Genomic DNA, 24,658 nt, shown 5'->3' on the forward strand with positions numbered 1-24,658 from the left:
GAGGTAGAAAAGTAAAGAAGTATAAAACAGATCCTGTAAATCCTGATTCAGACAATTAACAATCAGCAATCAACAATAAAATCATTCACTCAATCGCTCATTCACTCATTCAAAATTGAAACAAGCATGTTCGATCTAGACAAATGGCAGGAGATACTGGGCACGATGCAGAAAAACAAGCTGCGTACGTTCCTGACCGCCTTTGGCGTGTTCTGGGGCATCTTCATGCTGGTGCTGCTGCTGGGTGCGGGTAAAGGCCTGGAGAATGGCGTGTACAACCGTTTCGGGGCAGGTGCCAAGAACAGCCTGTATGTTTTTACCGGCAAAACAGCGCTGGCGCACCAGGGCATGCAACCGGGCCGCGAGATCAAATTTACGAACGAAGACCTGAGTGCGATAGACCGCGAAGTAAGTGAGTTGGATGTTCTGGCACCGCGTAACCGCGTAATGGGCGAATACACGATCAACTACGGGAAGCAAAATGGCTCATTTCAGGTGTTTGGTGCCGAGCCGGATTTTCTGGTGCTGAACGGGGAGCGCGCTTTTCGCGGTCGCCTGCTGAATGAGTTCGATGAGCGTGAAAAACGAAAGGTCGTAATCATTGGGCAGCAGGCAAGCAACGTACTGTTTGGCGAGAATGCCGATCCGGTGGGCAAGTATGTAAACATCCGGGGCATCTATTTTAAAGTGGTAGGTACTTTTAAAGTAAGTGGCAATAACGGCAGCCGCCGTGAGGAACGCGCTTATATTCCTTTTTCGACGCTGCAGACCGCCTTTAACCAGCCTAACCAGGTGCAGATGATGGCGATGGCGGCCGAGCCCGGTGTCAGTGCCAAAGACATGGAAGACCGCCTGCGCAACCTGCTGGCCCAGCGGCACAAGTTCTCTACCGAAGACAAAATGGCCTTGGGCATAGAAAATACCGAAACAGAATACCTTAAAGTGATGGGCCTCTTTAACGGCATCCGGATGTTTGTCTGGATTGTGGGTATCGGAACCCTGATTGCGGGCATTGTGGGAGTGAGTAACATCATGCTCATCATCGTGAAAGAGCGTACGCGCGAAATTGGCGTGCGCAAAGCACTAGGAGCTACTCCCTTCTCCATCGTCAGCCTTATACTTCAGGAATCGATCGTAATCACGGCCTTTTCGGGTTACTTGGGCTTACTGGCTGGTACGGGTATACTTGCCGGACTGGAGTACATGATGGAGTCATCGGGTGCAGAAGCGCCCTTCTTTGCTAACCCGGAGGTAGACCCCGGTGTTGCGCTGTCGGCTACCATGGTGCTGGTCATATCAGGTGCCTTGGCGGGACTGATGCCGGCTTTGAAGGCTGCCCGGATCAAACCTATTGAAGCGCTGCGAGCGGATTAAGTATAATTGTGAATGAGTGAATCAGGTAGAAAAGTAGAGAGGTAAAGAAGTAAAGAAGTATAAAACAGATCAGTTAATTATCTAATCCTGTAGAACCTGATTCGGACAATTAACAATTTAACAATGCAGCCATTCAACAATAAAAACATTCGCTCATTCACCCATTCAAAATTAAAGAAGCATGATCGACATAGACAAATGGACTGAGATCTATAACACGGTGAAGAAGCACAGGCTTCGCACCGCGTTGACGGCCTTTGGTGTGTTCTGGGGCATCTTCATGCTGGTGCTGCTGTTGGGTGCGGGTAAAGGTTTGGAGAACGGTATCATGGCAGAGTTTAACATCGCCAAGAATGCCGTCTTTGTCTGGACACAGCGCACCAGCGTTCCCTACATGGGCTTGAAAGCAGGGCGATTTATTAAGATGACAAATGATGACATGGCAGCCATACGGGCCAGTGTGCCGGAGGTGGCAGTTTTAGCACCCAGCAACCAGGTAGACGGTGATTTTGCTGTGGTGTACGGCACAAAAAGCTCTTCTTTTACCGTGCGGGGCGAGAGTCCGGAAGTGCTGCAGGTGAAACCTACCAATGTACTAACCGGCCGGTTTATTAACCAGAAAGATATGGACGAGCGCCGTAAAGTGGCGATCGTAGGGCCCCGCACATTGGAATTGCTCTTTGAAAACGAAAAGGACCCGATTGGCAAGTACATCAGCATCAAGGGCATTTACTTTCAGGTAGTAGGTACTTTTAAACCGCTTGGCAAAGACGAAGATGTGGTGGAGGATGCACAAACCATTTACATCCCGACCACAACCCTGCAACAAGCCTTTAACAAGCCCAACGAGGTAGGCTTCTTTGCCATGACGCCGAAGCCAGGTATACCGGCTGCGGTGGTGGAAGAGAAAGTAAAACAGCTGCTCATGAAGCGCCACAACGTAGCCCCTGCCGACCTGAAGGCCTTTGGCTCGGCGAACGTGGAGCAGGAGTACCAGGACGTGCAGGGTATGTTTGCCGGCATAGCAGGCTTCAGCTGGCTTGTAAGTATAGGCACCATTATCGCCGGTATAATCGGGGTTGGCAACATCATGCTCATCGTGGTGAAGGAGCGGACAAAAGAGATCGGTGTACGCAAGGCCCTGGGGGCAACTCCCTTTTCCATTGTCAGCCTGATCATCCAGGAGTCCATTGTCATTACAGGTTTTGCCGGTTACGTGGGGTTGCTGGCAGGCACCGGCCTTGTGGCCCTGATCGAAAGCCTCATGATCAAGTATGAGGTGCAGGCGGGTTTCTTCGGGGCTCCGGAAGTGAACCTGGGCATTGCCGTCACGGCTACGGTGCTGCTGGTAGTGGCAGGCGCCCTGGCCGGACTTATACCTGCCACCAAGGCAGCACGGGTAAACCCGGTAGTTGCCCTGCAGGAAGAGTAAGTATACTTCGGATGTTGAATATTTTACTGATTACTGTTAATTGTTAATTGATAAATCCACTATGAAAAAAGTTTTCATCGGACTGTTCATCCTGATCTTTCTGGCGCTCTCGGCCTGGCTGGGATACTACTTCTACAAGAAATCGAACACAGACCCGATCGTCTACAAGACAGAAGCGCCCTTTACAACCGATATCGTGAAAAAGACAGTAGCCACCGGCTCCATTGTGCCGCGCAAGGAAGTACAGGTAAAATCGCAGGTGTCGGGCACGGTAGAGGAGCTGTATGTGGAGGCCGGCCAGATCGTGAAAAAAGGACAGGTGCTCGCCAAAGTAAAGATCGTGCCGAACATCGTGAACGTGAACAATGCCCAGAATACCCTCGAAACAGCCCGCATCAACTTCGACGAAGCCAGGCGCGAACTGCAGCGCTACGAGCAGCTGTACGAGCAGAAAGTTGTGCCGGAGCAGGAGTACCGCAAGTATAAAGCAGACTACAACCTGAAGCGCGAGGCCTTACAATCGGCAGAAAACAACCTGCAGCTAGTGCGCGAAGGTGCCTCCCGGCGCAGCGGCCAGGCATCCAACCTGGTATACTCCACCATTGATGGCATGCTGCTGGATGTGCCGGTAAAAGTGGGTACATCCATCATCGAGCGAAACAACTTCAACGAGGGTACGACCATTGCTACCGTAGCCGATATGCGCAGCTTGGTGTTTGAGGGTAAGATCGACGAATCGGAAGTAGGCAAGCTGAAAGAGAACATGGACCTGCTGCTGACCATCGGGGCCATCGAAGGCCGCGTGTTCAATGCCAAACTGGAGTACATTGCGCCGAAAGGTGTGCTGGAAGAGGGCTCCATCAAATTCCCGATACGGGCCAAGGTGCTGCTGGATGAGAAAGATTTTATACGGGCAGGCTACAGCGCCAATGCCGACATTGTGCTGGACAAGCGCGAAAAGGTGCTGGCCATAAAGGAGAGCATGCTCAAGTTCGAGAAGGACGAACCCTACGTGGAAGTAGAGAAAGCGCCTCAGGTATTCGAAAAGCGTGCCGTGAAAACCGGGCTGTCAGACGGTATCAACATAGAGGTGGTGTCGGGGCTTAAGACATCTGAAAAGGTAAAAGTGCCGGACGCCAACGCGATGGTAAAAAATATTTGATGTTTGTTTAAGGTGAAGGTAAAAAAGCGGGCACTGCACGCTTTTTTATTTTGTACGCATGCTGTTGTTATCAGCCTAATAACCGTTGATCTCCAAAGTATAACCTAGTTAAAGATCCACTGCAGGATAAAATGGGAGGGTATGAAAACAAGCAAAGGGTACACCAATAGTATAATCAGGAAGTATAAAACAGGAGAGATCGCCTTCTGCGGCTCGTTGCCCCAACCGAAAATCCAATTGATGTTTTCTTTGGGATCGGTGAAGAAGTAGGTTATCAGGAGCACCACCCAGGCCAGCGCTGTCTGGTAATAGATGGCGCGGGTATCATAGCCCCATTCCGTCAGCAGCCAGATAACTATAGCCGGCAGCACAACATGAAAGAGCGACAAGCCCCGTAGAAACAGGCTTTTGTCCTGCTGGAACATGTAATCGGTAAGCCCCAGCAGTTTTACCCCCGAGAACAGGCGCACAAAGTAATCTACGTTCCAGACCAACTCCAGCCCCAGCACCCCAACAGCCATCATGCTCAGCAGCAGGCGGTTCTCCGTCCATAGCACAATGCCAATCGAGAAAAGCGCAATATCAGAAAACCAAAGAAAGTTAGCCGGTTTATACTTTACCCAGTAGATGGGCACAAGTATGAGGAGAAACAAAGTATAAGCAAGCTTGAGCCAGAGCGGAACAGTAGCATCCATACTTGTGTGGGGTGTTGCAAGATAAACGGTATACTTGGGTTACGCTTAAAAAGATTGCGCTATGAGAGCCGGGTACACTATCCTGTTTCCGGCAGCCGGTACCGTGTAGTTTTCGTTTTGCGCTACGGCTGTTGTGCTGTAATTTTGCACCTGCTTATACCTTAGAAATGAATTTACCTGATATTTCTGCCTCTGTGCAGATACTGGATTTTGAGCCACAGCATGCAACCCGATTCCGTGAGCTGAACGAAGAATGGATAACCCGCTACTTTGTAATGGAAGAGGCGGATCATAAATCACTTGGAGATCCGCAAGGGTACATCATCAGCAAAGGCGGTTATATCTTAATGGCAGCCTATGAAGGAGAAATTGTGGGTGCCTGTGCCCTGATCAACGAAGGCGGTGGCATGTACGAGCTGGCAAAAATGGCTGTTACACCAAAAGCGCAGGGCCTGAAGATCGGGAAGAAGCTTGGAGAAGCTGCCATCCGGAAAGCAAAAGAAGCAGGAGCTTCCAACGTATACCTGGTATCAAACCGGAAGCTGGAGACAGCGCTGAATCTGTATCGTAGCCTCGGTTTTGTAGAAGTGCCAATGCCGCCAAGCATTTACGAGCGTGCCGATATCAAAATGGAGCTGGCGCTATAAGTATCAGATGAGGCTGCTTTCCCGTTGGGCATCCATGCGGGCAACGCCTTCTGTCATCCAGCAGCCTTTGTAGGGACCTTTCTGCTGTCGGCCAAGTATAAAAAGATAGGCACTTTCGGTATCGTCCTGCCCCTTAACCACCACAAGCTGGTAAGCACTGTTCTCGGTGATGATGAGCTTTCCTGTTTTGTACGATTTAAAGTTAAGCATAGGACTATAGGCAGGGTCGCGTACCAGCAGCCGGAAATGGTTGATGGGGCCTAAAGTCACACGGTTAGTTGGAGACGAGAAGTTGAACACCGTGATCACGCCACTGTCGCTGTGGTCGTTCTGCTGCAGGGCCCGTAACTGTATCCTGATTACCTGTCTTGGTGAAAGTGCTTTGGAAGGTCGTAAGAAGCTTGATTTTGAGAGTGCCTCCGCTCCGGTTTCCGAAGTAGCATACACTGCCTTTACCTGCATGTCCTGTGTTGGCTGTGCCGGAAATTGCACCCACAGCAGTACTAGCAACACCACCCCTACCATGAGCAGGAGCTTATCATATAACCGCTCATACCCTCTCATGTGTTTATGTACTTTATTTAGATAGGGAATGTTGCCAACTGCCGGGGTTAATATGTAAATGCTATATTTATGATTGTCAATGGAACCGGTGAGTAAACAAACACAGGAGCCTGCGTATAGTACAGCATAACTTCTCCTATGAAAAACTTATTGCTGGATACTGTGCAACGGTTGTACTGGTGGCTGGAGCAGCACCCGCTGGTGCAGCGGCAATACCAGCGTACCCCGCGCCTGGTGCGGCACACGCTCAACCGTCTTAACCCCCGGCTGTTTACCGGCTTGCCACTTACCCTACTGGTACTTATCTTCTGGTTCAATGCATCGCTGCTCTCTGAGCTTACAGAGGATGTGATCGAGTCGGAAGGAATGATGACGTTTGACGATGGTTTTTCGCTGTTCCTGTACAGCATGCGCACCGATCAGCTAAGCCAGGTATTTTACTTTTTTACCTTGTTTGGCGGAAGGGAGGCTACTTATATCGTGGGCGGTATACTTACGGCCATCATGCTGTACAGGCGGCGCTACGTAGGCATACTGGTGTTCTGGCTGGTGATGGCGGGCGTGGGCCTGTCGGTGCAGTATGGCAAAAAGTACATCAGCCGCGATCGCCCTTCTGAGATTGCCTTTTATGCCGAGCATAACCATTCCTTCCCCAGCGGGCATGCCACTACAGCTATTTCGCTTTATGGTATGGTTGCCTACTTCTTGTGCAGGCATTACACGAGCTACTCTAAACGCGTAGTCATACTTGGCACCTCGGCCATGCTTATACTTATCATCGGTTTCAGCAGAATTTACCTGGGTGTACACTACCTCACAGATGTGCTGGCGGGCTTCTTGCTGGGTGCTATGTGGGTGCTGCTGGGCATCAGCCTGATGGAGCTGATCACCTTCCGGGCCAGAAAGATGGCCGCAAATAAAGTATAGCACTTTTTCTATCTGTTGCACGTACAAGCAGGTAAATGAATACGAAACACTACCGCAGCTTTTTCTGCCTTACCCTTGCCTTTTTCCTGATGCTGTTGCAAACGCCGCCTGCGCAGGCATACAGCGTACTCACCCATCAGGCCATCATCGACGCAACCTGGGATGCGTCCCTGCGCCCTCTGTTGCTCAAGCGTTTCCCCAATGCCACCGAGGCGGAGCTGAAAAAAGCACACGCACATGCCTATGGCGGCTCCATTATGCAGGACATGGGCTACTTCCCGATGGGCAGCACCTTCTTTACCGACTTGCTGCACTACGTGCGCAGCGGCGATTTTGTCAGCAACCTGATATCTTCGTCTGAAAACATCAACGAGTATGCCTTTGCGCTGGGAGCACTGGCACATTACCACGCCGATATTTACGGCCACCCCATTGGCACCAACCGCGCCGTACCTTTGGTATACCCTAAGGTGCGGGCAGCGCATGGCAACGTAGTAACCTATGCCGATGACCCGATCGCTCATATCAAGACAGAGTTTGGGTTTGATGTGCTGCAAGTGGCGCGGGGAAACTTTGCGCCGGAAGACTACCAGGCATTCATTGGCTTCGAGGTATCCAAAGAGGTACTGGAGCGTGCCTTTCAGAAGACCTATGGCCTGGAACTGGGTGATGTGTTTGTAAGCCTTCCGACGGCTATTGCCACGTACCGTTACACGATCCGGGGATTTATTCCGACCCTAACAAAAGCAGCCTGGCAAGCCAAAAAAGGAGAGATACAGCAGGCAACCCCTGGCATCACCCGTCGCAAGTTTCAGTACCGCATGAGCAGGGCCAGCTTTCACCAGAACTGGGGAGACGACTATGACAAGCCAGGTTTGTTTACCCGTTTTCTATCTTGGATTATCCGGATGCTGCCTAAGGTAGGTCCGTTGCGGCCACTGGCACTAAAGCCCCCAACCCCTGAGGCAGAGAAGCTGTTTATGGAAAGCTTTAACAAGACGGTGGAAGCATACGGTGCAACGTTACGCAAGCTGGGTAAAGGTGATCTGCAGTTACAGAACACGCAGCTGGATACGGGTAAGCCTACAGCAGCGGGGACCTACAAGCCAACCGACGAGGCCTATGCCGAACTGCTGGCTAAGCTGGAGAAAACAGACTTCGAGCACCTGACACCGGCACTTCAGCAGGATATTTTGCAGTTTTACCACCATACAAAGCCAAAGAAAGCCTCAGCCCGGCACGATGAAGACAGAAAAGAATGGGAGGAAACACGTAAAGCGCTCGAAAAGCTGAAAACGGCAAAAGCCAAGCTCCCGCAGTAATCAGGGGTACAATGACCAGCAAATACCTTATATGATTTTGGTTATATATGATTGTGAGTTTATGGAAATGCAAAAGCTTATGTAACCATTACGGTTTTAATCCGATACAATAAGTCTGCAGTATTGGCAATGCTTTGAAGAATACAAATGTGAGGGCCAATACTTAGATTATCGTATTTATTAAACTTTTTAACTATTATGGAAAACGCACAAAATAAAACTCCGCAATCGAAAGCTAATCAAACAACGCAGAGCAGCACGCAAAGCAATACTTCTACTTCTGGCATGAGCAGCCAATCTGGTACTTCCGGAAAAGGTGGACTTGGCAACATTACAGGCAAGCTGCAGCAATTCGGAAATACAACAATGAACAAGGTAAACAACCTGAGCACTACTCAGAAAGTGGTAGGCGGTAGCCTGCTTGCGCTGGGTGCCGGTTGGTTAACCATGAACTCTATGAATAAAAATAAGACAAAAGTAGGTAAGACAAACCGCAACACGAACAAGCGCTAAGCTTACCTGAACCATACGTTAAAAAGCCGGGCTGTGAGGTCCGGCTTTTTTATGGAGTATACTTTGCACTGCAGCAGGGCGAGTTTTTTACGGAGCCCTCTTTTAATTGCTTGCTACTTCACTTCTGTACGTATACATTCACCTGCAGACAGTAGATTTTAAATTTGTATGCCGGGCCACGTTGGTTCCGGGGCAGTAAGAAAAGACACGATGGAAAAGAATGTTGTATTGAATTTTGACCCGGCACAAAGCCTGAACTCAGAAGGGAAACACGTACGCGACGGCCTGTCCACCATACTGCGCACCGGCAACGATCTGTGGCTGAGTTGCGATGAGCGCACCAGCATCGAGCGGCTGACGCTGGATGGTGACGGTACCTTTGGCCAGCACAAATCGTTTCACCTGAACGAGTACCTGGACCTGCCTGACAAAAGCCACAGCGAGATAGATATCGAAGGGATGGGAATGGAAGATAACTACCTCTGGATTCTGGGGTCGCATAGCCTCAAGCGCAAAAAGCCCCGGAAAGACGATCCTTTTCCAAAACAGATAAAGCGGCTTGCCAAGGTAACGGCCGACCCCAACCGCTATTTGCTTGCCCGTATCCCGATCATTTTGGACGAAAGGACAGGTCATTACAACCTCTTCAAAGAGTGCCCGGATCCGCAAAATCCGAAACATACGTTGCGCGCAGCTCAGCTGAAGGGTGGTAAAAACAGCAACCTGCTAACAGAGGCACTCGAAAAGGACGAGCACATCGCTGACTTTATGAACATCCCGGGCAAAGACAACGGACTGGATATAGAAGGGCTGGCGATCAGTGGCAAGCACATCTTTATGGGGCTGCGCGGACCCGTGCTGCGGGGCTGGGCCATTGTGCTGGAGGTAGAGGTTGAAGAGGAGGAGGAAGGTACACTCAAGCTAAAGCAGCTCACCGACAAACATCCGTACAAAAAGCACTTCCTGCACCTGAAGGGAAAAGGAATACGGGAGCTGCGCATTGCCGGCAACGATATGTACATACTGGCAGGGCCTACCATGGACCTGGATGGCGTGATCGCTATTTACCGTTGGCGCAATGCCGTCGGGCACAAAGAAGAGGTAATGGTGCGGGGTGATGAGCTGGAGCGCCTGTGCGAAGTGCCTCATGGCCATGGCGCCGAATCGGGGTTAGACAAAGCCGAGGGGTTGGCAATTTATGATGAGAGCACTGTGCTGGTGGTATTCGACAGCCCCCGGGATGCCCGTAAAGTAGGCGAGCACAGCATAACAGCAGACCGAATCAAAGTGCTCTGAGCCGGAGCATTGCTGTAACCTTATCCTGAAAGTATAACTATAACTGGTAATTGAATTGCTACAACAAGCCTAAATTTAGAGAACTATGAAAGCAGTAAATGCATTGGCAAGCGGCTTAGCTGGCGCTTGCGTGCTCACCCTGGTACATGAAACAGTCCGCCGGTTAGTGCCTGACGCGCCGCGGATGGATGTGCTGGGCATGCGGGCAATAGCTCAAACCATGCAAGGGGCAGGTAAAGAGCCACCTGCCCGGGATGAGTTACACACCTGGGCACTGGTAGGAGACATTGTTTCGAACGCTTTATACTATAGCCTGGCCGGAACAGGCAAACAGGCATGGCTGCGCGGCGGCTTGCTGGGTGCTGGTGCCGGAGCAGGTGCTATCCTGTTATCAGGTCCACTGGGGTTAGGCACAGAGCCAAGCGGACGAACCCCGCAGACAAAAGCCATGGCCTTCGGGTTGTACCTGTTGGGCGGGCTGGTGGCTGCTGCGGTTGGCAGTGCGCTGGCTTCAAATAAAAAGTAAGTATGGTTGGCGCCTGTGCTGAAGCCTCTAGTCAGGAAGGTTGGCGCAGGTGCACAACACCTCCCGGGTAGGTACGGCAAGTTTATAGTCGGGCAGCGAAGGCTCCTTCATGTATACTACCTGTAGTTCCCTTATGGGTTGCTGTGGATGTGCCTCGTTCCAGCGGCGTACCAGGTAGTTGCAGTAATAAGGGCGCATGTACGAGTTGTGTATAAATAGGTAATTCTCCGAATACTTGCGCCACCTGTCGTTTTTAAACAGCGATACCACCGATGCCGGCTTGGTATAATCCGCTGCTTTGCCCTGCTGGTTCAGGTCTATGGCCAGTCCGTCGGCAGTTTGCCCTTCCAGTATGTACCAGCCATCGTCTTTAAATACAACAGGAGCAAACATTCCCCAATGCTGGTCTACGCGCAGCAAATGCCCTACCCAACGGCTGTTATCTGGCATGGCAGGCACTAAAAAGTTGGCTCCGGTAAAGTTCCACCAGATACAATACAGCAGTATGCTGGTCACAAAAGCTTCGCGCAGGTATTTTCTCCTGGAAACAGGTATGATAGGTTGGTGTAACCGGAATTGCACGTTAAAGCTGGCTGGGCTCCTGAACCGCTGAAAAACCTGTTTGAACTGCCCGGTGTAAGGCCGCCGGAAAGACGCCAGGAACCGATGCTCGATCCAGTCCATGGCTTTGGGAGGGATAAGGCCTGCCACCGAAGCGATATTGATCAGGTAGAACAAACCCACAAAAAGCGTAAGGCTGATGCCGATGTGAAACAATAGCAGCACACCGATCACCACAAGCCGGAAGAAGCTGTTGTAAAACGGGATCAGCAGCAGGAACGGCAGCAGCAGTTCGGTGTAGAAAGTTGCCAGCGTCAGAAACTGCAGCAGTTCGGGGTAAGGATACAGCAAACGGCCCAGCGGCATCACGATCTGATCAAGGCTGAGCGCATAATAGATGGCTGTACCTTCGACAGCCCACTCCGGGGAGTGCTTAAGCAAGGCGGTGCAGAAGTATACCAGAAAGATCTGGAGGATGTAGGCCACCGTTGCAGTACTGAAATAACTGGTATCCTGCAAGCCTTCTTTAGGAGCTTTCAGAGCATCATAAGAATAAAAACGGCCCCAGGGCAGAAAGATAGCCCAGAACAGGAGCATGCGCAGCAGATCGTCGCCGCCCTGCGAGATGAGGGTATTGCGGTTCTGGATGGAAAGCAGCAGCAGCCAGGTAACAATGGTGGCGGTGCGGGTTTTATAACCGATCAGCAGGAAAACAGCAAACAGGCCTGCTATGGCAAAGAGTACAGCCTGCACCTGCCAAAGGCCGCTGAGGGTATGAAAAGAGATGTAGTACGGGTTCCAGACGTACTGGTGCAGCACATGCAGCGGCAACACGCCCATGTTAGAGTAATGTGCCTCCATGTCAGTTGCCCGGATGGCCAGATCGGTAAGCACAATGCCTGCTACCCAGATGCGCATCACTGCCAATGCCCGCAAATCAACAGTAAATACTTTTCTGAGGTATTGCTCCAGCTTTGTCATCTGCTACAGGTTAAGGGTTCAGTAAAAGCAAAAAGGCAAAAACCATACGGTGCTTGCCTTTTTGTCATGATGTATCAGATAAGTCTCGTTCGCTTATTTTGATGTAGTAGTACCACTGGTAGTTCCTGAAGTTGTACCGGTTGTAGAACCAGATGTAGTAGTACCAGAAGTTGTACCTGACGTTGTACCGCTGGTAGTACCAGTAGTAGTACCGGTAGTAGTTCCAGAAGTTGTACCGCTGGTTGTGCCGGTAGTGGTACCTGTTGTCATGCCGGAAGTTGTTCCGGATGTAGTGCCACTGGTCGTACCAGTAGTAGTACCGGTTGTCATACCTGTAGTAGTACCACTGGTTGTGCCTGATGTAGTGCCAGTAGTGGTACCCGATGTAGTGCCGCTGGTTGTGCCGGAAGTAGTTCCGGATGTAGTACCAGAAGTGGTGCCGTAGGTAGTGCTACCCGTTGTAGTTCCTTCTGTTTCGCTCTCGGTGCCGGTAGTACTTTCCTGTGACGCACAGCTCGACAGAGCCGTGGCAGCTACAAAAGCTGAGGCAAGTAAGGTTACATAAGTTTTTTTCATAGGTGTCAAAGATTAAATTAAACAGTAAAACAAATTGTTTGCTTAGCTACACCTTTTACGGCATACTCTAAATTTAGATAGATAATTTGTACGGATTAATTGCTCTTTGGTATATAGTTGGGCTTTATTGGTAGATCTAAATACGTATTTCTACGCTGCTGCACGAAGTATAAAACAAGATGTAAAACCATCAGGAAAAGGCCTTTAGTATACTTGTAAAAGCTATAGCTTGCGTGAACTAGCTGTTTTTCGACAGGTATTCCTGCTTGCCCTGTTCAAGTTCCTGAAGTATTTCCCGGCGTTGCTGCCGTAGCTGATTTACAAGCGAACTGCGCTTAAAAAAGAGGCTGAGCAAGGTCCAGTGGCCGTGCGTGTGCCGGAACGTATTCCAGTAATGCAGTGCAAAGAAACCACTCAGCGGCAAACTCAGCAGGTACAATACGAGGTAGTATGGCTCCGGCAGCAGTTGCCAGAACAGGAGGCCGAGCAGCAGGTAAAACAACGGAAACACAAAGATCCCGACAGTCATCATCACAGGTGCCCGCCACTCTTCTTCCTCGGTCAGGTAGTCGGCTATTTTAGAAGGGATGATGTACGGGATATAATTTTGCACCACGCCATACAGGTACAACGGGAAGCCCAGCAGCAGGTAAATGCTGGCAATTATACTCTGGCTCAGCAGCTGGCCGTGCCTTTTGCCGAGCACAGCATCCTGTAACCGAAGCCGCTTTAGTTGCAGCACGTAGTTGTGTATCTTCTGCCTGAATGCTGCTACCCGCTGCGGCTGCTCCCGGTTAAAGTAGTTTATACTTTTGATGATGGCTTTGCTAAGCTGGAACTCCTGCTCGTGTTCGGGGGCGCCTGCAGGTACTTCGGCCACCAGGCGGTCTTTGTACACTGTTTCAATGTGGCGCAGCAACTGGTCCTCTTCCTCTGTGGGCGTATTTACGATCAATGATTCGAGCTGCTCACGGAGTCTATCGGTCAGGTGGTCTGCAGCAGCCTGCGCGTCCTGCTGGTACGCCGCTGCAAAATCAGCCACCCTGATCGGTTCCCCGATGTTTACCAGCACATCGCTCCGGAAGCGGGTAGGGGCGGAGTAGTTAAGCCCCACGGGCAATATTTTTACTCCTAAGCTGTAGTTGTGCTGCGCTTCGGCTCCCAGTGCAATGCGGGCAGTTCCGGTTTTGATCTTGCGCAGGCGGCGCTCGTTAAAGCTGTTTCCTTCCGGAAAGATCATCAGCGTCTTGCCTTCTTCCAGAGCCTTGAAGCTGGCCATAAAAGCTTCTTCGTTGCTGAAAGGCTGATCGGGCAGATCTTCGCGCCGGTGTATGGGAATGAGGTTCATTTGGCGCAACAGCCACTTTTTGAAAGGCGAGTTGAACACCGTGCTCTTGGCAATAAAATAACATTGCTGCCGCAGCAACGAGGCGATCACGATCGGGTCCATGAACGTGTTGGGGTGATTGGAGGCAACCAGTAAAGGGCCCTGCCCCGGAATAGCCGAACGGTTGCTGACTTTCAGCTGACGGAAAAACACCCGCAGGCCGGTTGTAAAGAGCACGCGCAAAATAAAGTATAGCATAGCTTTAGATGTGGCAGAGGCCGCAGGAGAAAGTATAAATCTATTTCAAACAGGCCTCACGATTACACAGCAATATAGTAATTACGCTACATAGCTGTGCGGGCACAGACCAGCATATTTATACTTTGGCAACGAAAGTATACCCGTAGCTAACCAGGTAAGGTAAAAGCCCGGGCTGCACTACTATTATAATGCAGCCCGGGCTTAGCTTTTGTACTTACTATTTAAGCCTATTTGGTGCGCAGGTTATTGGCGTTGCTGCCGTCCAGCTCGCGGGTATCCTTTTCGTCTTTGGCAGCTACGTTGCCTCCCTGCTCTTTGCCTTCCGCTTCCTTATCCAGAATGTCCTGTTCTTCTTTTTTCACGCCTTCCAGTGGTTCGGGGTTATCGTCGGGCAGGCGCCTGCTTTCGTCTGCATTTGTGATGAAATCGTCTTCTCTTGGTGTTTCCATACTTAGTTAAGTTTGTTTTATACTTTATACTAGGGTTTACGAAAAGCAGCCGGAAGGTTAACTGTTCCTCGAAGTGAAATGCACAAAGTATAAGTCTTAAAGTATGCTTCTTTTGCATTTCCTGCAGGTGCCTCTTTTTATAGTATAGCAAGTATAAAACCCTGCCGAAGCAGTAAGAAGGTGTAAATAAAATGTGGTAAAACAGTTGTTCAGATCCCTTATTCGAGAAAGAAATGACGCAGCCAGCACTTTTCCTTTGCCTCCCTTAACTTTTTGCCTTAACTTTGGGCAATTTATACATACCACTCCATGCCTAAAGATACCTCCATTAAATCCGTTCTGATTATCGGCTCTGGTCCTATTGTTATCGGGCAGGCCTGCGAATTTGACTACTCCGGCTCCCAGGCCGCACGCTCACTCCGCGAAGAGGGTATTGAAGTTACGCTTATCAACTCCAACCCGGCCACTATTATGACAGACCCGGTTACAGCAGATAACGTGTACCTGAAACCACTCGAGAAAAAATCTATTGTTGAGATTCTGGAGAAGCACAAGATCGACGCGGTGCTACCAACCATGGGCGGCCAGACCGCGCTGAACCTGGCGATCGAATGCGATAAAGCCGGCATCTGGAAAAAGTATGGCGTTCGCATCATTGGCGTTGATATCAAAGCCATTGAGACCACCGAAGACCGCGAGATGTTCCGCCTGAAAATGCTCGAGCTCGGGGTGAACGTATGTAAGGGAAAAACGGCAACCTCCTTCCTTGAGGGCAAGGAAATAGCCCAGGAAATTGGTTTTCCGTTGGTAATTCGCCCTTCGTTTACTCTTGGTGGTACGGGGGGCGGTTTTGTTAATACCCCTGCCGAATTCGACGCAGCCCTTACGCGCGGCCTGCATGCTTCGCCGACACACGAAGTACTGGTTGAGCAAAGTATATTGGGTTGGAAAGAATACGAGCTGGAACTGCTCCGCGATAACCTGGGCAACGTGATCATCATTTGCTCGATCGAAAACTTCGACCCGATGGGCATCCATACCGGCGACTCTATTACGGTTGCCCCTGCTATGACGCTGCCTGATACGGTATACCAGAAAATGCGCGACCTAGCCATTAAAATGATGAACGGCATTGGTCAGTTTGCCGGTGGCTGTAACGTGCAGTTTTCCGTGAACCCGGCAGACGATACCATCATTGCCATTGAAATTAACCCGCGTGTTTCCCGCTCGTCGGCCTTGGCATCAAAAGCAACCGGTTACCCGATTGCCAAAATTGCTTCGAAGCTGGCCATTGGCTATAACCTGGATGAGCTGAAAAACGCCATCACCAAAACTACCTCCGCCTACTTTGAGCCGGCACTGGACTACGTGATCGTGAAGATTCCGCGCTGGAACTTCGATAAATTCCCGGGTGCCGACCGCAAGCTTGGCCTGCAGATGAAATCGGTGGGTGAGGTAATGGGCATCGGCCGTACCTTCCAGGAAGCACTGCAGAAGGCCTGCCAGAGCCTCGAGATCAAGCGCAACGGCCTTGGCGCTGATGGCAAGGAAATGACCAGCTACGACCAGTTGATCTATAACCTGCAGAACCCAAGCTGGAACCGCCTGTTCTGTGTGAAAGACGCTATGCGCATCGGCATCCCTACCAGCACTATCCAGAAGCTGACCAAAATAGACCCTTGGTTCCTGGCTCAGATCGAGGAGCTGGACATGCTGGAAAAAGAAATAGAGAAATACCGCCTGGATACCATCCCGAGCGAACTGCTGCGCGAAGCCAAAGTAAAAGGCTACGCCGACCGCCAAATTGCGCACCTGCTGCGCTGCAAGGAAAGCGAAGTGCACGCAGTGCGCATGGAGCTGGGTATCACACGCGTATACAAGATGGTAGATACCTGCGCGGCAGAGTTCGAAGCTAAAACACCTTACTACTACAGCACGTTTGATGGCGAGAACGAAAGCATCGTTTCCGACAGAAAGAAGATCGTGGTACTGGGTTCTGGTCCGAACCGCATTGGCCAGGGCATCGAGTTCGACTACAGCTGCGTGCACGGCGTACTGGCTGCCAAAGAGTGCGGCTACGAAACCATCATGATCAACTGCAACCCGGAAACCGTTTCTACGGACTTCGATATTGCCGATAAGCTATACTTCGAGCCGGTGTTCTGGGAGCACATCTACGACATCATCCTGCACGAAAAACCGGAAGGTGTAATCGTGCAGCTGGGCGGACAGACAGCCTTGAAGCTTGCCGAGAAGCTGGACCGCTTTGGTATAAAAGTGCTGGGAACAAGCTACAAAGCGCTTGACCTGGCCGAAGACCGTGGCTCTTTCTCAGCCTTGCTGCGCGACCTGAACATCCCGTACCCTCCGTTTGCAGTGATCGAGACGGCGGAAGAAGCGCTGGAGTTGTGCAAAGAGCTGAAGTTTCCGCTGCTGGTGCGCCCAAGCTACGTACTGGGTGGGCAGAACATGAAGATCGTGATCAACGAGAAGGAACTGGAAGCGCACGTAATCGACCTGCTGAAAGATCATCCGGGCAACAAGGTACTGCTCGACCACTTCCTGGATCACGCGATCGAGGCTGAGGCCGACGCGATCTGCGACGGCGAGGACGTGTACATCTGCGGGGTGATGGAGCACATCGAGCCGGCGGGTATCCACTCCGGCGACTCGTATGCCGTACTGCCTCCGTTTGACTTGAGCGAAAACGTGATGCGCCAGATCGAGGAGCACACCAAAAAGATTGCTGTGGCACTGAACACAGTGGGTGTGATCAACATCCAGTTTGCGATCAAGAACGAGGTGGTGTACATCATCGAGGCCAACCCGCGTGCGTCGCGTACGTTCCCGTTCATTGCCAAGGCATACCGTGAGCCGTACATCAATTACGCTACCAAGATCATGCTGGGCGAGAAGAAGGTGAAAGACTTCGAGTTTAAGCCTTACAAGCACGGGTATGCCATCAAGGTGCCGGTGTTCTCTTACAGCAAGTTCCCGGAAGTGAACAAGGAGCTTGGTCCGGAAATGAAGTCTACGGGCGAGGCCATTTACTTCATCGACGACCTGTACGACGACTACTTCACCAAAGTATACTCGGAGCGCAACCTGTATCTGAGTAAGTAATTTTGCTAGATCATACTTTAAAACCCTCTCCCGCAAAAGGAGAGGGTTTTTGTTTTAGGGTATACTTTGAAGCGCGGCATGAACTTTGCGTTGCGCTCCATACTTTCTTTTCTCTTATTTCTCGTAGCTTTATGGTTTCAATTTAGGCAAGTATACTATGCACTCATACTTTACATTTCTTCGCAGCAGCTTTGTGTTGGCTCTTATCTGTTTGGCGGCAAGCTGTACAGCTCCGCGGGCTGTTATTAACTCGGGCAAGGTAACGGCACCAGGCCAGTTTAAGGCAGGCGTCAACTTTGGCGGTAACATTGCTACCGAACCCATTGGTCAGCTGGATGATATTACCAAAGCGGCAGTGGACGCCATCTCCAAGAAAGACTCTGTTTACTTTGACGACGAGATAGACGCCGCTACCCGGGGTTTGCTGGCTTACGCGCTCGATCCGGTAGGTCCAACGTTTGATTTTTACCTGCGCTATGGTTTGATGGAACGTGTGGATGTAGGGTATAAGTATGCCTCCGGCGTGCACGTATTCGATACGCAGCTGCAGTTCCTCGGCCCGACAGGCACCCCTGAAAATCCGGGACTGGGCGATTGGTACGGCAGCGTGGGCATACAATATGCGGGCCAGAGTTCCGGCATTGTAGATAAACTCTTCCTGGACAAGTTGCAGCCATTGCTCCAGTTCACAGCCAAGCGCCGCGACGTAACGGTGCCGATCATCTTTAGTAAGTCTTTAGGCCCGGAGGAGGAGAAAGGCAGCATTGCTTTTGGTGCGGTGTACAACCATACCTTTATCAAGTATGGCTTTGAGCCCGGCAGGCTCTACAAAGAGTATGGCAGCGAAATAGTGGAAGTAGAGGGTGTAACAGCCAAGAAAAGCTTCCCTTCTTACGGCCTGTTTGTGAATGCAAAGCTCGGGTTTAAGTATATCTACATCCTGCCGGCTATCACCATGTACTACCAGAACTACGGCAAGTATGAATTGCTCAACAACAAGGCTTATAGCTTTTCAGGCATGACGTTTATACCTTCTATCGGTCTGCAGGCTAATTTTGGCGGCGGAAGAGGGAGAAGATAAGTAGAGTTCTAAAAGTTTTTTAAAAGGCAGAAGGTCAGATATGATCTTCTGCCTTTTTGTTTTGTGGGTCCAACCACCCCTGGCCCCTCCTTGCTTGAGAGAAGCTTCAAGGTTCTTTGCTAACGCTCATCTTTAACCTTCGACGTCCATTCTTTAAATCAGCTTTCGCCTCGCCGGCTGGGCCTTACTTTTCTCCTTGATGAGAAAAGTAAGCAAAAGAATCAAGACGATTTTGAACTCGCTGACCGCTCAAACAAAAAATCGTCATTAGTGCACCTGGCTAATGCTATTACTTTGTAGCCTCTGCTTAACACCTCTGTAGTCCCCCAGGGGGGACTTGGTTCTAGCTACATAGTGGCTTACGAAGCCGTGTCATTTCCAGTCCTTGGGTTGAGCGCCTTCTGGGTTTCCGGTGCCCTTTAGGGCATTGCGACCGAAGGGTAGCAAAGGAAAGCTAGACAGCGCGATGCCCGAGGACGAGGCCCCGCGGCCGTGAGCGCACCAAAGTATAAAATAAAACTAGCGGCAAGTAGAACTAAGGAATACTAGAAGGTGCAAAGCAAAGGCTTGCTGGCTGAAAGTATAAACCACTGCTACAAACCAATTATAAAGAACAGTCTTACCTTCAAGCGTCGCTCATCTTAACAGTCTGTAGAAAAAACCTTATCATTTAAACAGACACAACTGCTTTCTATCGGAACTATACTTTTCTCCGGGCACTTTATAAAGTATAGCCTTATCTTTGCAACAGCAACAATCTCCGACGAAATGACAGGTAACAAAATGTTGGCAAGAGAGTTGTATAGATAAGTAAACGATTCATTTGGCTGAGTTTATAAATTCGGCCTTACTATAAAAGCAACACATGGCATTCCTTAAATTCATACTTGTTACCATTCTGGTTATTTACTTCATCCGTTTGGTGGCACCTTTTCTATTCCGTTTTTTGCTGGGCATGTTCCTAAAAAAGAAAATGCGCAACGGCACCTTCTTTTACACCAACATGAACCAGCAGCGCCAGTACCAGGATCAGCAGCAACGCAGCAACGGCAGAGCGCAGGGCAACAACATTAAGATCGACTACATACCGGAGCAGCCGGAGCGCAGGGACTTTAACGGCGGCGAGTACGTAGATTATGAAGAAGTAAAATAAAAGTTCTATCTTTCAAGCTCTATTTTGAGGTTTTTGAAAGATATGATTGCTTCTCTCAACTTTAAGCGCGACGTGCTCCCGCACCTGATCGCGATCCTTATTTTCTTGGCGCTGACGGCCGTATACTTTGCACCCGTTCTGTTCGAAGATAAAGGCCTGCCCCAGCACGACATCCTGCAGTTTAAGGGCGGCGCTAAAGAGATACAGGATTACCGCGAGGCAACCGGCGAAGAAACGCTCTGGACAAACTCCATGTTCAGCGGCATGCCCTCGTACCTCATCAATACCCGCTATCCAGGCGATTTTTCGGGTGTAATCCATACTATCCTGACCTTCGATATGCCGGCTATGGCAGGCAATATCTTCATCACGCTACTCTGTGCCTACATCCTGATGGTGACGCTGGGGCTGAGTCCATGGCTGGGTGTGGTGGGTGCTATTGCCTTTGCTTTTACTTCCTATAACCTCATCATCCTGGAGGCCGGGCACAACACCAAGTCTCTGACGATCGCTTACATCCCGATGGTGCTGGCAGGTTTGATTTATGCCCTGCGGCGCAACCTCTGGATAGGGGCGGGCCTTTTTGCGCTTGGCCTTACCCTGAACCTGCACTTCAACCACCTGCAGATGACCTACTACATGCTGCTGATGGTGATCGTGTTTGGTGTGGTAGAGATCATCTATGCCATTAAAAAAGGAACGATAGCTGAACTGCTGAAGCGTGGCCTGGTACTAGGTGTGGCCGCCATACTGGCAGTGGGCGTAAACTTCGGCAGGTTGTATACTACTGCCGAGTACAGCAAGTACAGTATCCGCGGTAAGTCTGAGTTAACGGCCCCTAACAGCGGCGACAAGACATCGAGCGGGCTGGACCGCGACTACGCTTTTAACTGGAGCTACGGCGTGGGCGAAACTATCACGCTATTGATCCCTGATTTTTACGGTGGCGCCAGCAACACCCCACTCGGTACCGATTCGGAAACCTACAAAGCCTTCACCAGTATGGGCGCGCCGCCAGCACAGGCCGAGCAGATCGTAAGCCAGGGCATGCCAACCTATTGGGGGCCGCAGCCGATGACGAGCGGGCCGGTCTATGCGGGCGCCATCATGTGCTTTTTGTTTGTGCTGGGCTTGTTTATTGTCGATAAATCGACCCGCATCTGGCTTTTGGCAGCCACCATACTTTCCATTGTGCTGGCCTGGGGCAAGAATTTCGAAGCCTTTAACTACTTCATGTTCGACTACTTCCCGGGCTACAACAAGTTCAGGGCAGTGTCTTCGGCTCTGGTTATTGCACAAATCACGATTCCGCTTTTGGGCATGCTGGCGCTTTACCGCCTCATCCGGGACAAAGGTGTTGTAAAAGATCTGGATAGAAAGCTCCTGATTTCGGGTGGAATTACGGCAGGCCTATGCTTGCTGGTGTGGCTGCTTGCCGGCACGTTTAGCTTTACAGGTGAAGTAGATCAGCAGCTGCTACAGGCGCAATACCCGGTTGATGCCATCCGTGCCGACCGTGAAAGTATGATGCGCTCCGATGCGTTCCGCTCCCTGGCCTTTATTGTGCTGGCGGCCGCATTGCTATACTTCTACCTGAAAAACAAACTATCGGCCACCATGGCCATTGCTGGTGTGGGTGTGCTGATATTGGTAGACCTGTGGGCAGTGGACAAGCGCTACCTGAACGATGGTGACTTTGAGAAGCGCGTGGTAGAAAATTACTTCCAGCCAACACCTGCCGACCAGCTGATCTTACAGGACAAGGACCTGAGCTACCGCGTGATGTACCTGCCCAATCCGTTCAACGATGCGCGTACTTCTTACTTCCACAAATCGGTGGGCGGGTACCATGGCGCTAAGCTGCGTCGTTACCAGGATATCATTGATCGCCACATCTCGCAGAACAACCTGGAGGTGCTGCGCATGCTGAACACACGCTACGTGATCACAGGCAATGAGCAGCAACCGGTGCAGCGGGTGCCGGGCGCGTTGGGCAATGCCTGGTTTGTGGAGAAGGTGCAGCCGGTAAACTCACCGGATGAAGAAATAGATGCACTGAAAGGTTTTGACGCTGCTAAAACTGCGGTGGTGGATGTGTCGAAGTTTAAGGTGCCGGCGCAGCAGTTTAACGCTGCTGGCTCCACCATCAAGCTAACTGAGTACAAGCCAAACTACCTGAAGTATGAAGCCAACGCGGCACGGGCCGGCCTGGTGGTGTTCTCGGAAGTATACTATGCCGATGGCTGGCAGGCGTACCTCGATGGAAAACCGGTCGATCACATCCGGGCAGATTATATACTGCGTGCCATGCTGGTACCTGCAGGCAAGCATGTGATCGAATTCCGCTTCGCGCCGAAGTCGTATGAGATTGGAAACACGGTATCGCTGGTGTCGTCTATCCTGCTGCTGCTGGTGCTGGGTGGGGCCATTTACTATGGCATCCGGAAGAGGCCCGAAACAGAAACGGTAACTGCATAAACTAAAAAGGCCTCAGCTATAACTGGGGCCTTTGCTTTTATACATATGGAGGCTCCCTTACAGCAACTGCACGACCCGCTATTTGAGCAGCACGACGTAACGCTTTGGGTAAAGCGCGAGGATTTGCTGCACCCGACCATTTCGGGCAATAAGTGGCGCAAGCTGAAGTATAACCTGCAGGAGGCAAGACAACAGCAACACGATACGCTGCTCACTTTTGGCGGTGCGTACTCCAACCAGATAGCAGCCGTAGCCGCGGCAGGGCAGGAGTTCGGCTTCAAAACGATCGGGATGATCCGGGGAGAAGAGCACCTGCCGCTCAACCCGACGCTCGGTTTTTCTGCGGCTGCAGGTATGGAGCTGCATTACGTTTCCAGAGAGATGTACCGGAAGAAGCAGGATCCGGAGTACCTGGAGCAGCTGTCGCTACAGTTCGATCAGCCTTATATCATTCCGGAAGGCGGCACCAACGCGTTGGCGGTAAAAGGCTGCACGGAGATTGTGACCGATATTGCGATCGAGTATGATTACGTTTGCTGCGCGTGCGGCACCGGTGGCACTCTGGCCGGTATCATTGCGGGCCTGGATGGAGAAAAGCAGGTGTTGGGCTTTCCGGCTCTGAAAGGCGGCGAGTTCCTGAAAGAAGAGATCGAGCAGCTTATACTTAACTACAACGGGCAGAAGTACAGCAACTGGCAGCTGATCACAGAGTACCACTTTGGAGGGTATGCCAAGGTTAAGCCGGAGCTGTTGGAGTTTATACTTGCGTTTCAGGCAAAGCACAACCTGCCGCTAGAGCCCATCTATACCGGCAAGATGTTTTACGGCATCATCGATCTTATCCGCAAGGGCTACTTTCCGAAAGGCAGCCGCATCATTGCCATCCATACCGGCGGACTGCAGGGGAATGCCGGCTTTAAGGAGCGGCTGGGGCTGGACGTATAAATTTATACTTCGACCTGCTCCGGCTTCTTTTTCCGCCACTTTTCCAGCTGCCAGCTCAGCCCGATAGCGCCGAATATAAACACAAAGGCAATCAAAGTCATGAGGAACCGGCCATTCCAGTCCTCGCTCGTCATAGTGGTGATAAAGCACTGCTGTAGCAGCAGCAACACGACGAATACACTGAGCGAAGTGGCAATTCTATTAGTTGCAATGGCTCTCACTGTAAAGAAGTACAGTGGGTAGAGCACCACTACGATGATTAGGTTATGCAGCAGTGAATAGAAAGGCTTCACGTTACCCCAGAACAGCAAAAAGCGCAGCCCAGCCATCCTTATAAAATACGACGTGTTGTGCTGGATAAAGTAGGAGATTTTGGCAAGTGGCGAGGCATCAGCCGGGGGCATCAGTATAGGCCCGCTCGACGGCACTACCAGGTCCTCATACATAAAAATGACATGGCCTTTTTCGTATGGATCCAAGATTGCTCCGAAACTGGTAAGCAGGTATTGGTCTACAACAACAACCGCTATGACAGGTACCAGGCTAAATGCCAATATAAGGGCGCCTCTTGTTAACGGACTTTTGATGTGAATATAAAAGGTAGTAAAGATATAGCCGAAATAAGCGACCAAAGCTATAAACCCATTTGGCCTTACAATGCAGATGTAAAAGATCACCAGCAGCGCCCATAATGATTGCCTCAAATTACCCTTTGCCCTTGCCAAAAAATAAAAGACAAAGATGAAGAGGCTGATGTAAAGCGACTCTGTCAGGATGAACGTGTTGTACATCTGCACTTCATACCAGCCAATAAAGAGCAGTGTACTTAATGCCGGGGCAAGCCAATTGCCTGCAAGTAGTCGGGTTGTTTTGTATAGCGCTATAGTTGCTACCCCCGAAATAATTATCTGGGCAAGGACCACTCCTTTTAGCCCCAGGCCAAACTTGAAGAGCAATGCCATGAATAGCGGGTAACCAAAGTATTTCAATTGGTGGCTCTGCTCGAAATGGAACCGCTCGGCTATGTTCTGGGCGTAGAGAATATACCCTTCTGAATCGCCCATAAAGCGGACGCCGTAGCGCAGGTAAAGTGCTGACTGTATGCACAGCCAGAGCAGAGCGAGGCCAACAGTTATAGTTCGTTCAGAAAGAAAACCTAAAGTCGTATTTCTCATAGATTCACCCCACTGAGTATGCACGAGGTATCGAGATAAGATGATTAAAGTATAGAAATATGTAATACTGATCTATCCATTTTCTCCCGT

The 24,658-nt window shown here is 50.7% G+C and carries 21 protein-coding genes; 14 read left to right on the forward strand and 7 right to left on the reverse strand.

Annotated features, from left to right (window positions below; translation table 11 throughout):
• Nucleotides 1–126: 126 nt before the first annotated feature.
• The 3 genes from MJ611_RS19060 (at nucleotide 127) to MJ611_RS19070 (ending at nucleotide 3,968) form a co-directional block, all read left to right on the forward strand.
• Nucleotides 127–1,374 carry an ABC transporter permease gene (locus MJ611_RS19060; RefSeq protein ID WP_250432042.1) on the forward strand — a complete coding sequence of 416 codons (1,248 nt, stop codon included), beginning with the start codon at nucleotides 127–129 and terminating at the stop codon, nucleotides 1,372–1,374.
• Nucleotides 1,375–1,555: 181 nt separating this feature from the next.
• Entirely contained in the window at nucleotides 1,556–2,806 is a 1,251-nt protein-coding gene (locus MJ611_RS19065; protein WP_250432043.1) for an ABC transporter permease, read from the forward strand.
• Between the two features lie 61 nt (nucleotides 2,807–2,867).
• On the forward strand, nucleotides 2,868–3,968 hold the full coding sequence (locus MJ611_RS19070) for an efflux RND transporter periplasmic adaptor subunit (protein WP_250432044.1): 1,101 nt from the start codon (nucleotides 2,868–2,870) through the stop codon (nucleotides 3,966–3,968).
• Between the two features lie 104 nt (nucleotides 3,969–4,072).
• Here MJ611_RS19070 and MJ611_RS19075 read toward each other — a convergent pair whose 3' ends face one another.
• Nucleotides 4,073–4,663 (reverse strand): membrane-associated protein, encoded by a 591-nt coding sequence (locus MJ611_RS19075; protein ID WP_250432045.1) that lies wholly within the window; start codon nucleotides 4,661–4,663, stop codon nucleotides 4,073–4,075.
• Nucleotides 4,664–4,830: 167 nt separating this feature from the next.
• On the opposite strand from MJ611_RS19075, the gene MJ611_RS19080 reads away from it, so the two are divergent.
• Nucleotides 4,831–5,310: a GNAT family N-acetyltransferase gene (locus MJ611_RS19080; RefSeq protein ID WP_250432046.1), complete on the forward strand. Its 480-nt coding sequence runs from the start codon at nucleotides 4,831–4,833 to the stop codon at nucleotides 5,308–5,310.
• A 3-nt stretch (nucleotides 5,311–5,313) separates the two neighbouring features.
• Here the strand turns inward: MJ611_RS19080 and MJ611_RS19085 are convergent, their stop codons facing one another.
• Entirely contained in the window at nucleotides 5,314–5,874 is a 561-nt protein-coding gene (locus MJ611_RS19085; protein ID WP_250432047.1) for a DUF4864 domain-containing protein, read from the reverse strand.
• Between the two features lie 138 nt (nucleotides 5,875–6,012).
• Here MJ611_RS19085 and MJ611_RS19090 point away from each other — a divergent pair, with 138 nt between their 5' ends.
• The 5 genes from MJ611_RS19090 to MJ611_RS19110 all read left to right on the forward strand — a co-directional run bounded on the left by MJ611_RS19090 (nucleotide 6,013) and on the right by MJ611_RS19110 (nucleotide 10,458).
• Nucleotides 6,013–6,801 carry a phosphatase PAP2 family protein gene (locus tag MJ611_RS19090; protein WP_250432048.1) on the forward strand — a complete coding sequence of 263 codons (789 nt, stop codon included), beginning with the start codon at nucleotides 6,013–6,015 and terminating at the stop codon, nucleotides 6,799–6,801.
• A 35-nt stretch (nucleotides 6,802–6,836) separates the two neighbouring features.
• On the forward strand, nucleotides 6,837–8,123 hold the full coding sequence (locus MJ611_RS19095) for a zinc dependent phospholipase C family protein (RefSeq protein ID WP_250432049.1): 1,287 nt from the start codon (nucleotides 6,837–6,839) through the stop codon (nucleotides 8,121–8,123).
• 198 nt (nucleotides 8,124–8,321) lie between these two features.
• Nucleotides 8,322–8,636 carry a hypothetical protein gene (locus tag MJ611_RS19100; protein WP_250432050.1) on the forward strand — a complete coding sequence of 105 codons (315 nt, stop codon included), beginning with the start codon at nucleotides 8,322–8,324 and terminating at the stop codon, nucleotides 8,634–8,636.
• A gap of 210 nt (nucleotides 8,637–8,846) precedes the next feature.
• Nucleotides 8,847–9,932, forward strand: coding sequence for a DUF3616 domain-containing protein (locus tag MJ611_RS19105; protein ID WP_250432051.1), 1,086 nt, complete (start codon nucleotides 8,847–8,849; stop codon nucleotides 9,930–9,932).
• Between the two features lie 85 nt (nucleotides 9,933–10,017).
• Complete coding sequence (locus tag MJ611_RS19110; RefSeq protein WP_250432052.1) at nucleotides 10,018–10,458, forward strand: hypothetical protein; 441 nt, start codon at nucleotides 10,018–10,020, stop codon at nucleotides 10,456–10,458.
• Nucleotides 10,459–10,485: 27 nt separating this feature from the next.
• Here the strand turns inward: MJ611_RS19110 and MJ611_RS19115 are convergent, their stop codons facing one another.
• The 4 genes from MJ611_RS19115 to MJ611_RS19130 all read right to left on the reverse strand — a co-directional run bounded on the left by MJ611_RS19115 (nucleotide 10,486) and on the right by MJ611_RS19130 (nucleotide 14,613).
• Nucleotides 10,486–12,000, reverse strand: a complete 1,515-nt coding sequence (locus MJ611_RS19115; RefSeq protein WP_250432053.1) for an HTTM domain-containing protein — start codon at nucleotides 11,998–12,000, stop codon at nucleotides 10,486–10,488.
• Between the two features lie 93 nt (nucleotides 12,001–12,093).
• Entirely contained in the window at nucleotides 12,094–12,576 is a 483-nt protein-coding gene (locus MJ611_RS19120; RefSeq protein WP_250432054.1) for a hypothetical protein, read from the reverse strand.
• A gap of 238 nt (nucleotides 12,577–12,814) precedes the next feature.
• Nucleotides 12,815–14,161 (reverse strand): lysophospholipid acyltransferase family protein, encoded by a 1,347-nt coding sequence (locus MJ611_RS19125; protein ID WP_250432055.1) that lies wholly within the window; start codon nucleotides 14,159–14,161, stop codon nucleotides 12,815–12,817.
• A gap of 230 nt (nucleotides 14,162–14,391) precedes the next feature.
• Entirely contained in the window at nucleotides 14,392–14,613 is a 222-nt protein-coding gene (locus MJ611_RS19130; protein WP_250432056.1) for a hypothetical protein, read from the reverse strand.
• Between the two features lie 309 nt (nucleotides 14,614–14,922).
• Between MJ611_RS19130 and carB the strand changes: the two genes are divergently transcribed.
• From carB to MJ611_RS19155, 5 genes are all read left to right on the forward strand, one after another.
• Nucleotides 14,923–17,736 carry a carbamoyl-phosphate synthase large subunit gene (gene carB, locus MJ611_RS19135; protein WP_250432057.1) on the forward strand — a complete coding sequence of 938 codons (2,814 nt, stop codon included), beginning with the start codon at nucleotides 14,923–14,925 and terminating at the stop codon, nucleotides 17,734–17,736.
• A 157-nt stretch (nucleotides 17,737–17,893) separates the two neighbouring features.
• Entirely contained in the window at nucleotides 17,894–18,817 is a 924-nt protein-coding gene (locus MJ611_RS19140) for a hypothetical protein (protein WP_250432058.1), read from the forward strand.
• Between the two features lie 865 nt (nucleotides 18,818–19,682).
• Nucleotides 19,683–19,970 carry a DUF4834 family protein gene (locus MJ611_RS19145; protein WP_250432059.1) on the forward strand — a complete coding sequence of 96 codons (288 nt, stop codon included), beginning with the start codon at nucleotides 19,683–19,685 and terminating at the stop codon, nucleotides 19,968–19,970.
• A 42-nt stretch (nucleotides 19,971–20,012) separates the two neighbouring features.
• Nucleotides 20,013–22,448, forward strand: coding sequence for a YfhO family protein (locus MJ611_RS19150; RefSeq protein WP_250432060.1), 2,436 nt, complete (start codon nucleotides 20,013–20,015; stop codon nucleotides 22,446–22,448).
• Nucleotides 22,449–22,493: 45 nt separating this feature from the next.
• Nucleotides 22,494–23,393 carry a 1-aminocyclopropane-1-carboxylate deaminase/D-cysteine desulfhydrase gene (locus MJ611_RS19155; protein WP_250432061.1) on the forward strand — a complete coding sequence of 300 codons (900 nt, stop codon included), beginning with the start codon at nucleotides 22,494–22,496 and terminating at the stop codon, nucleotides 23,391–23,393.
• A gap of 2 nt (nucleotides 23,394–23,395) precedes the next feature.
• Here MJ611_RS19155 and MJ611_RS19160 read toward each other — a convergent pair whose 3' ends face one another.
• Nucleotides 23,396–24,568: a glycosyltransferase family 39 protein gene (locus MJ611_RS19160; protein WP_250432062.1), complete on the reverse strand. Its 1,173-nt coding sequence runs from the start codon at nucleotides 24,566–24,568 to the stop codon at nucleotides 23,396–23,398.
• Nucleotides 24,569–24,658 lie beyond the last annotated feature (90 nt).

It is taken from the genome of Pontibacter ruber, from assembly GCF_023630205.1.
GTDB classification, from domain to species: Bacteria; Bacteroidota; Bacteroidia; order Cytophagales; family Hymenobacteraceae; genus Pontibacter; species Pontibacter ruber.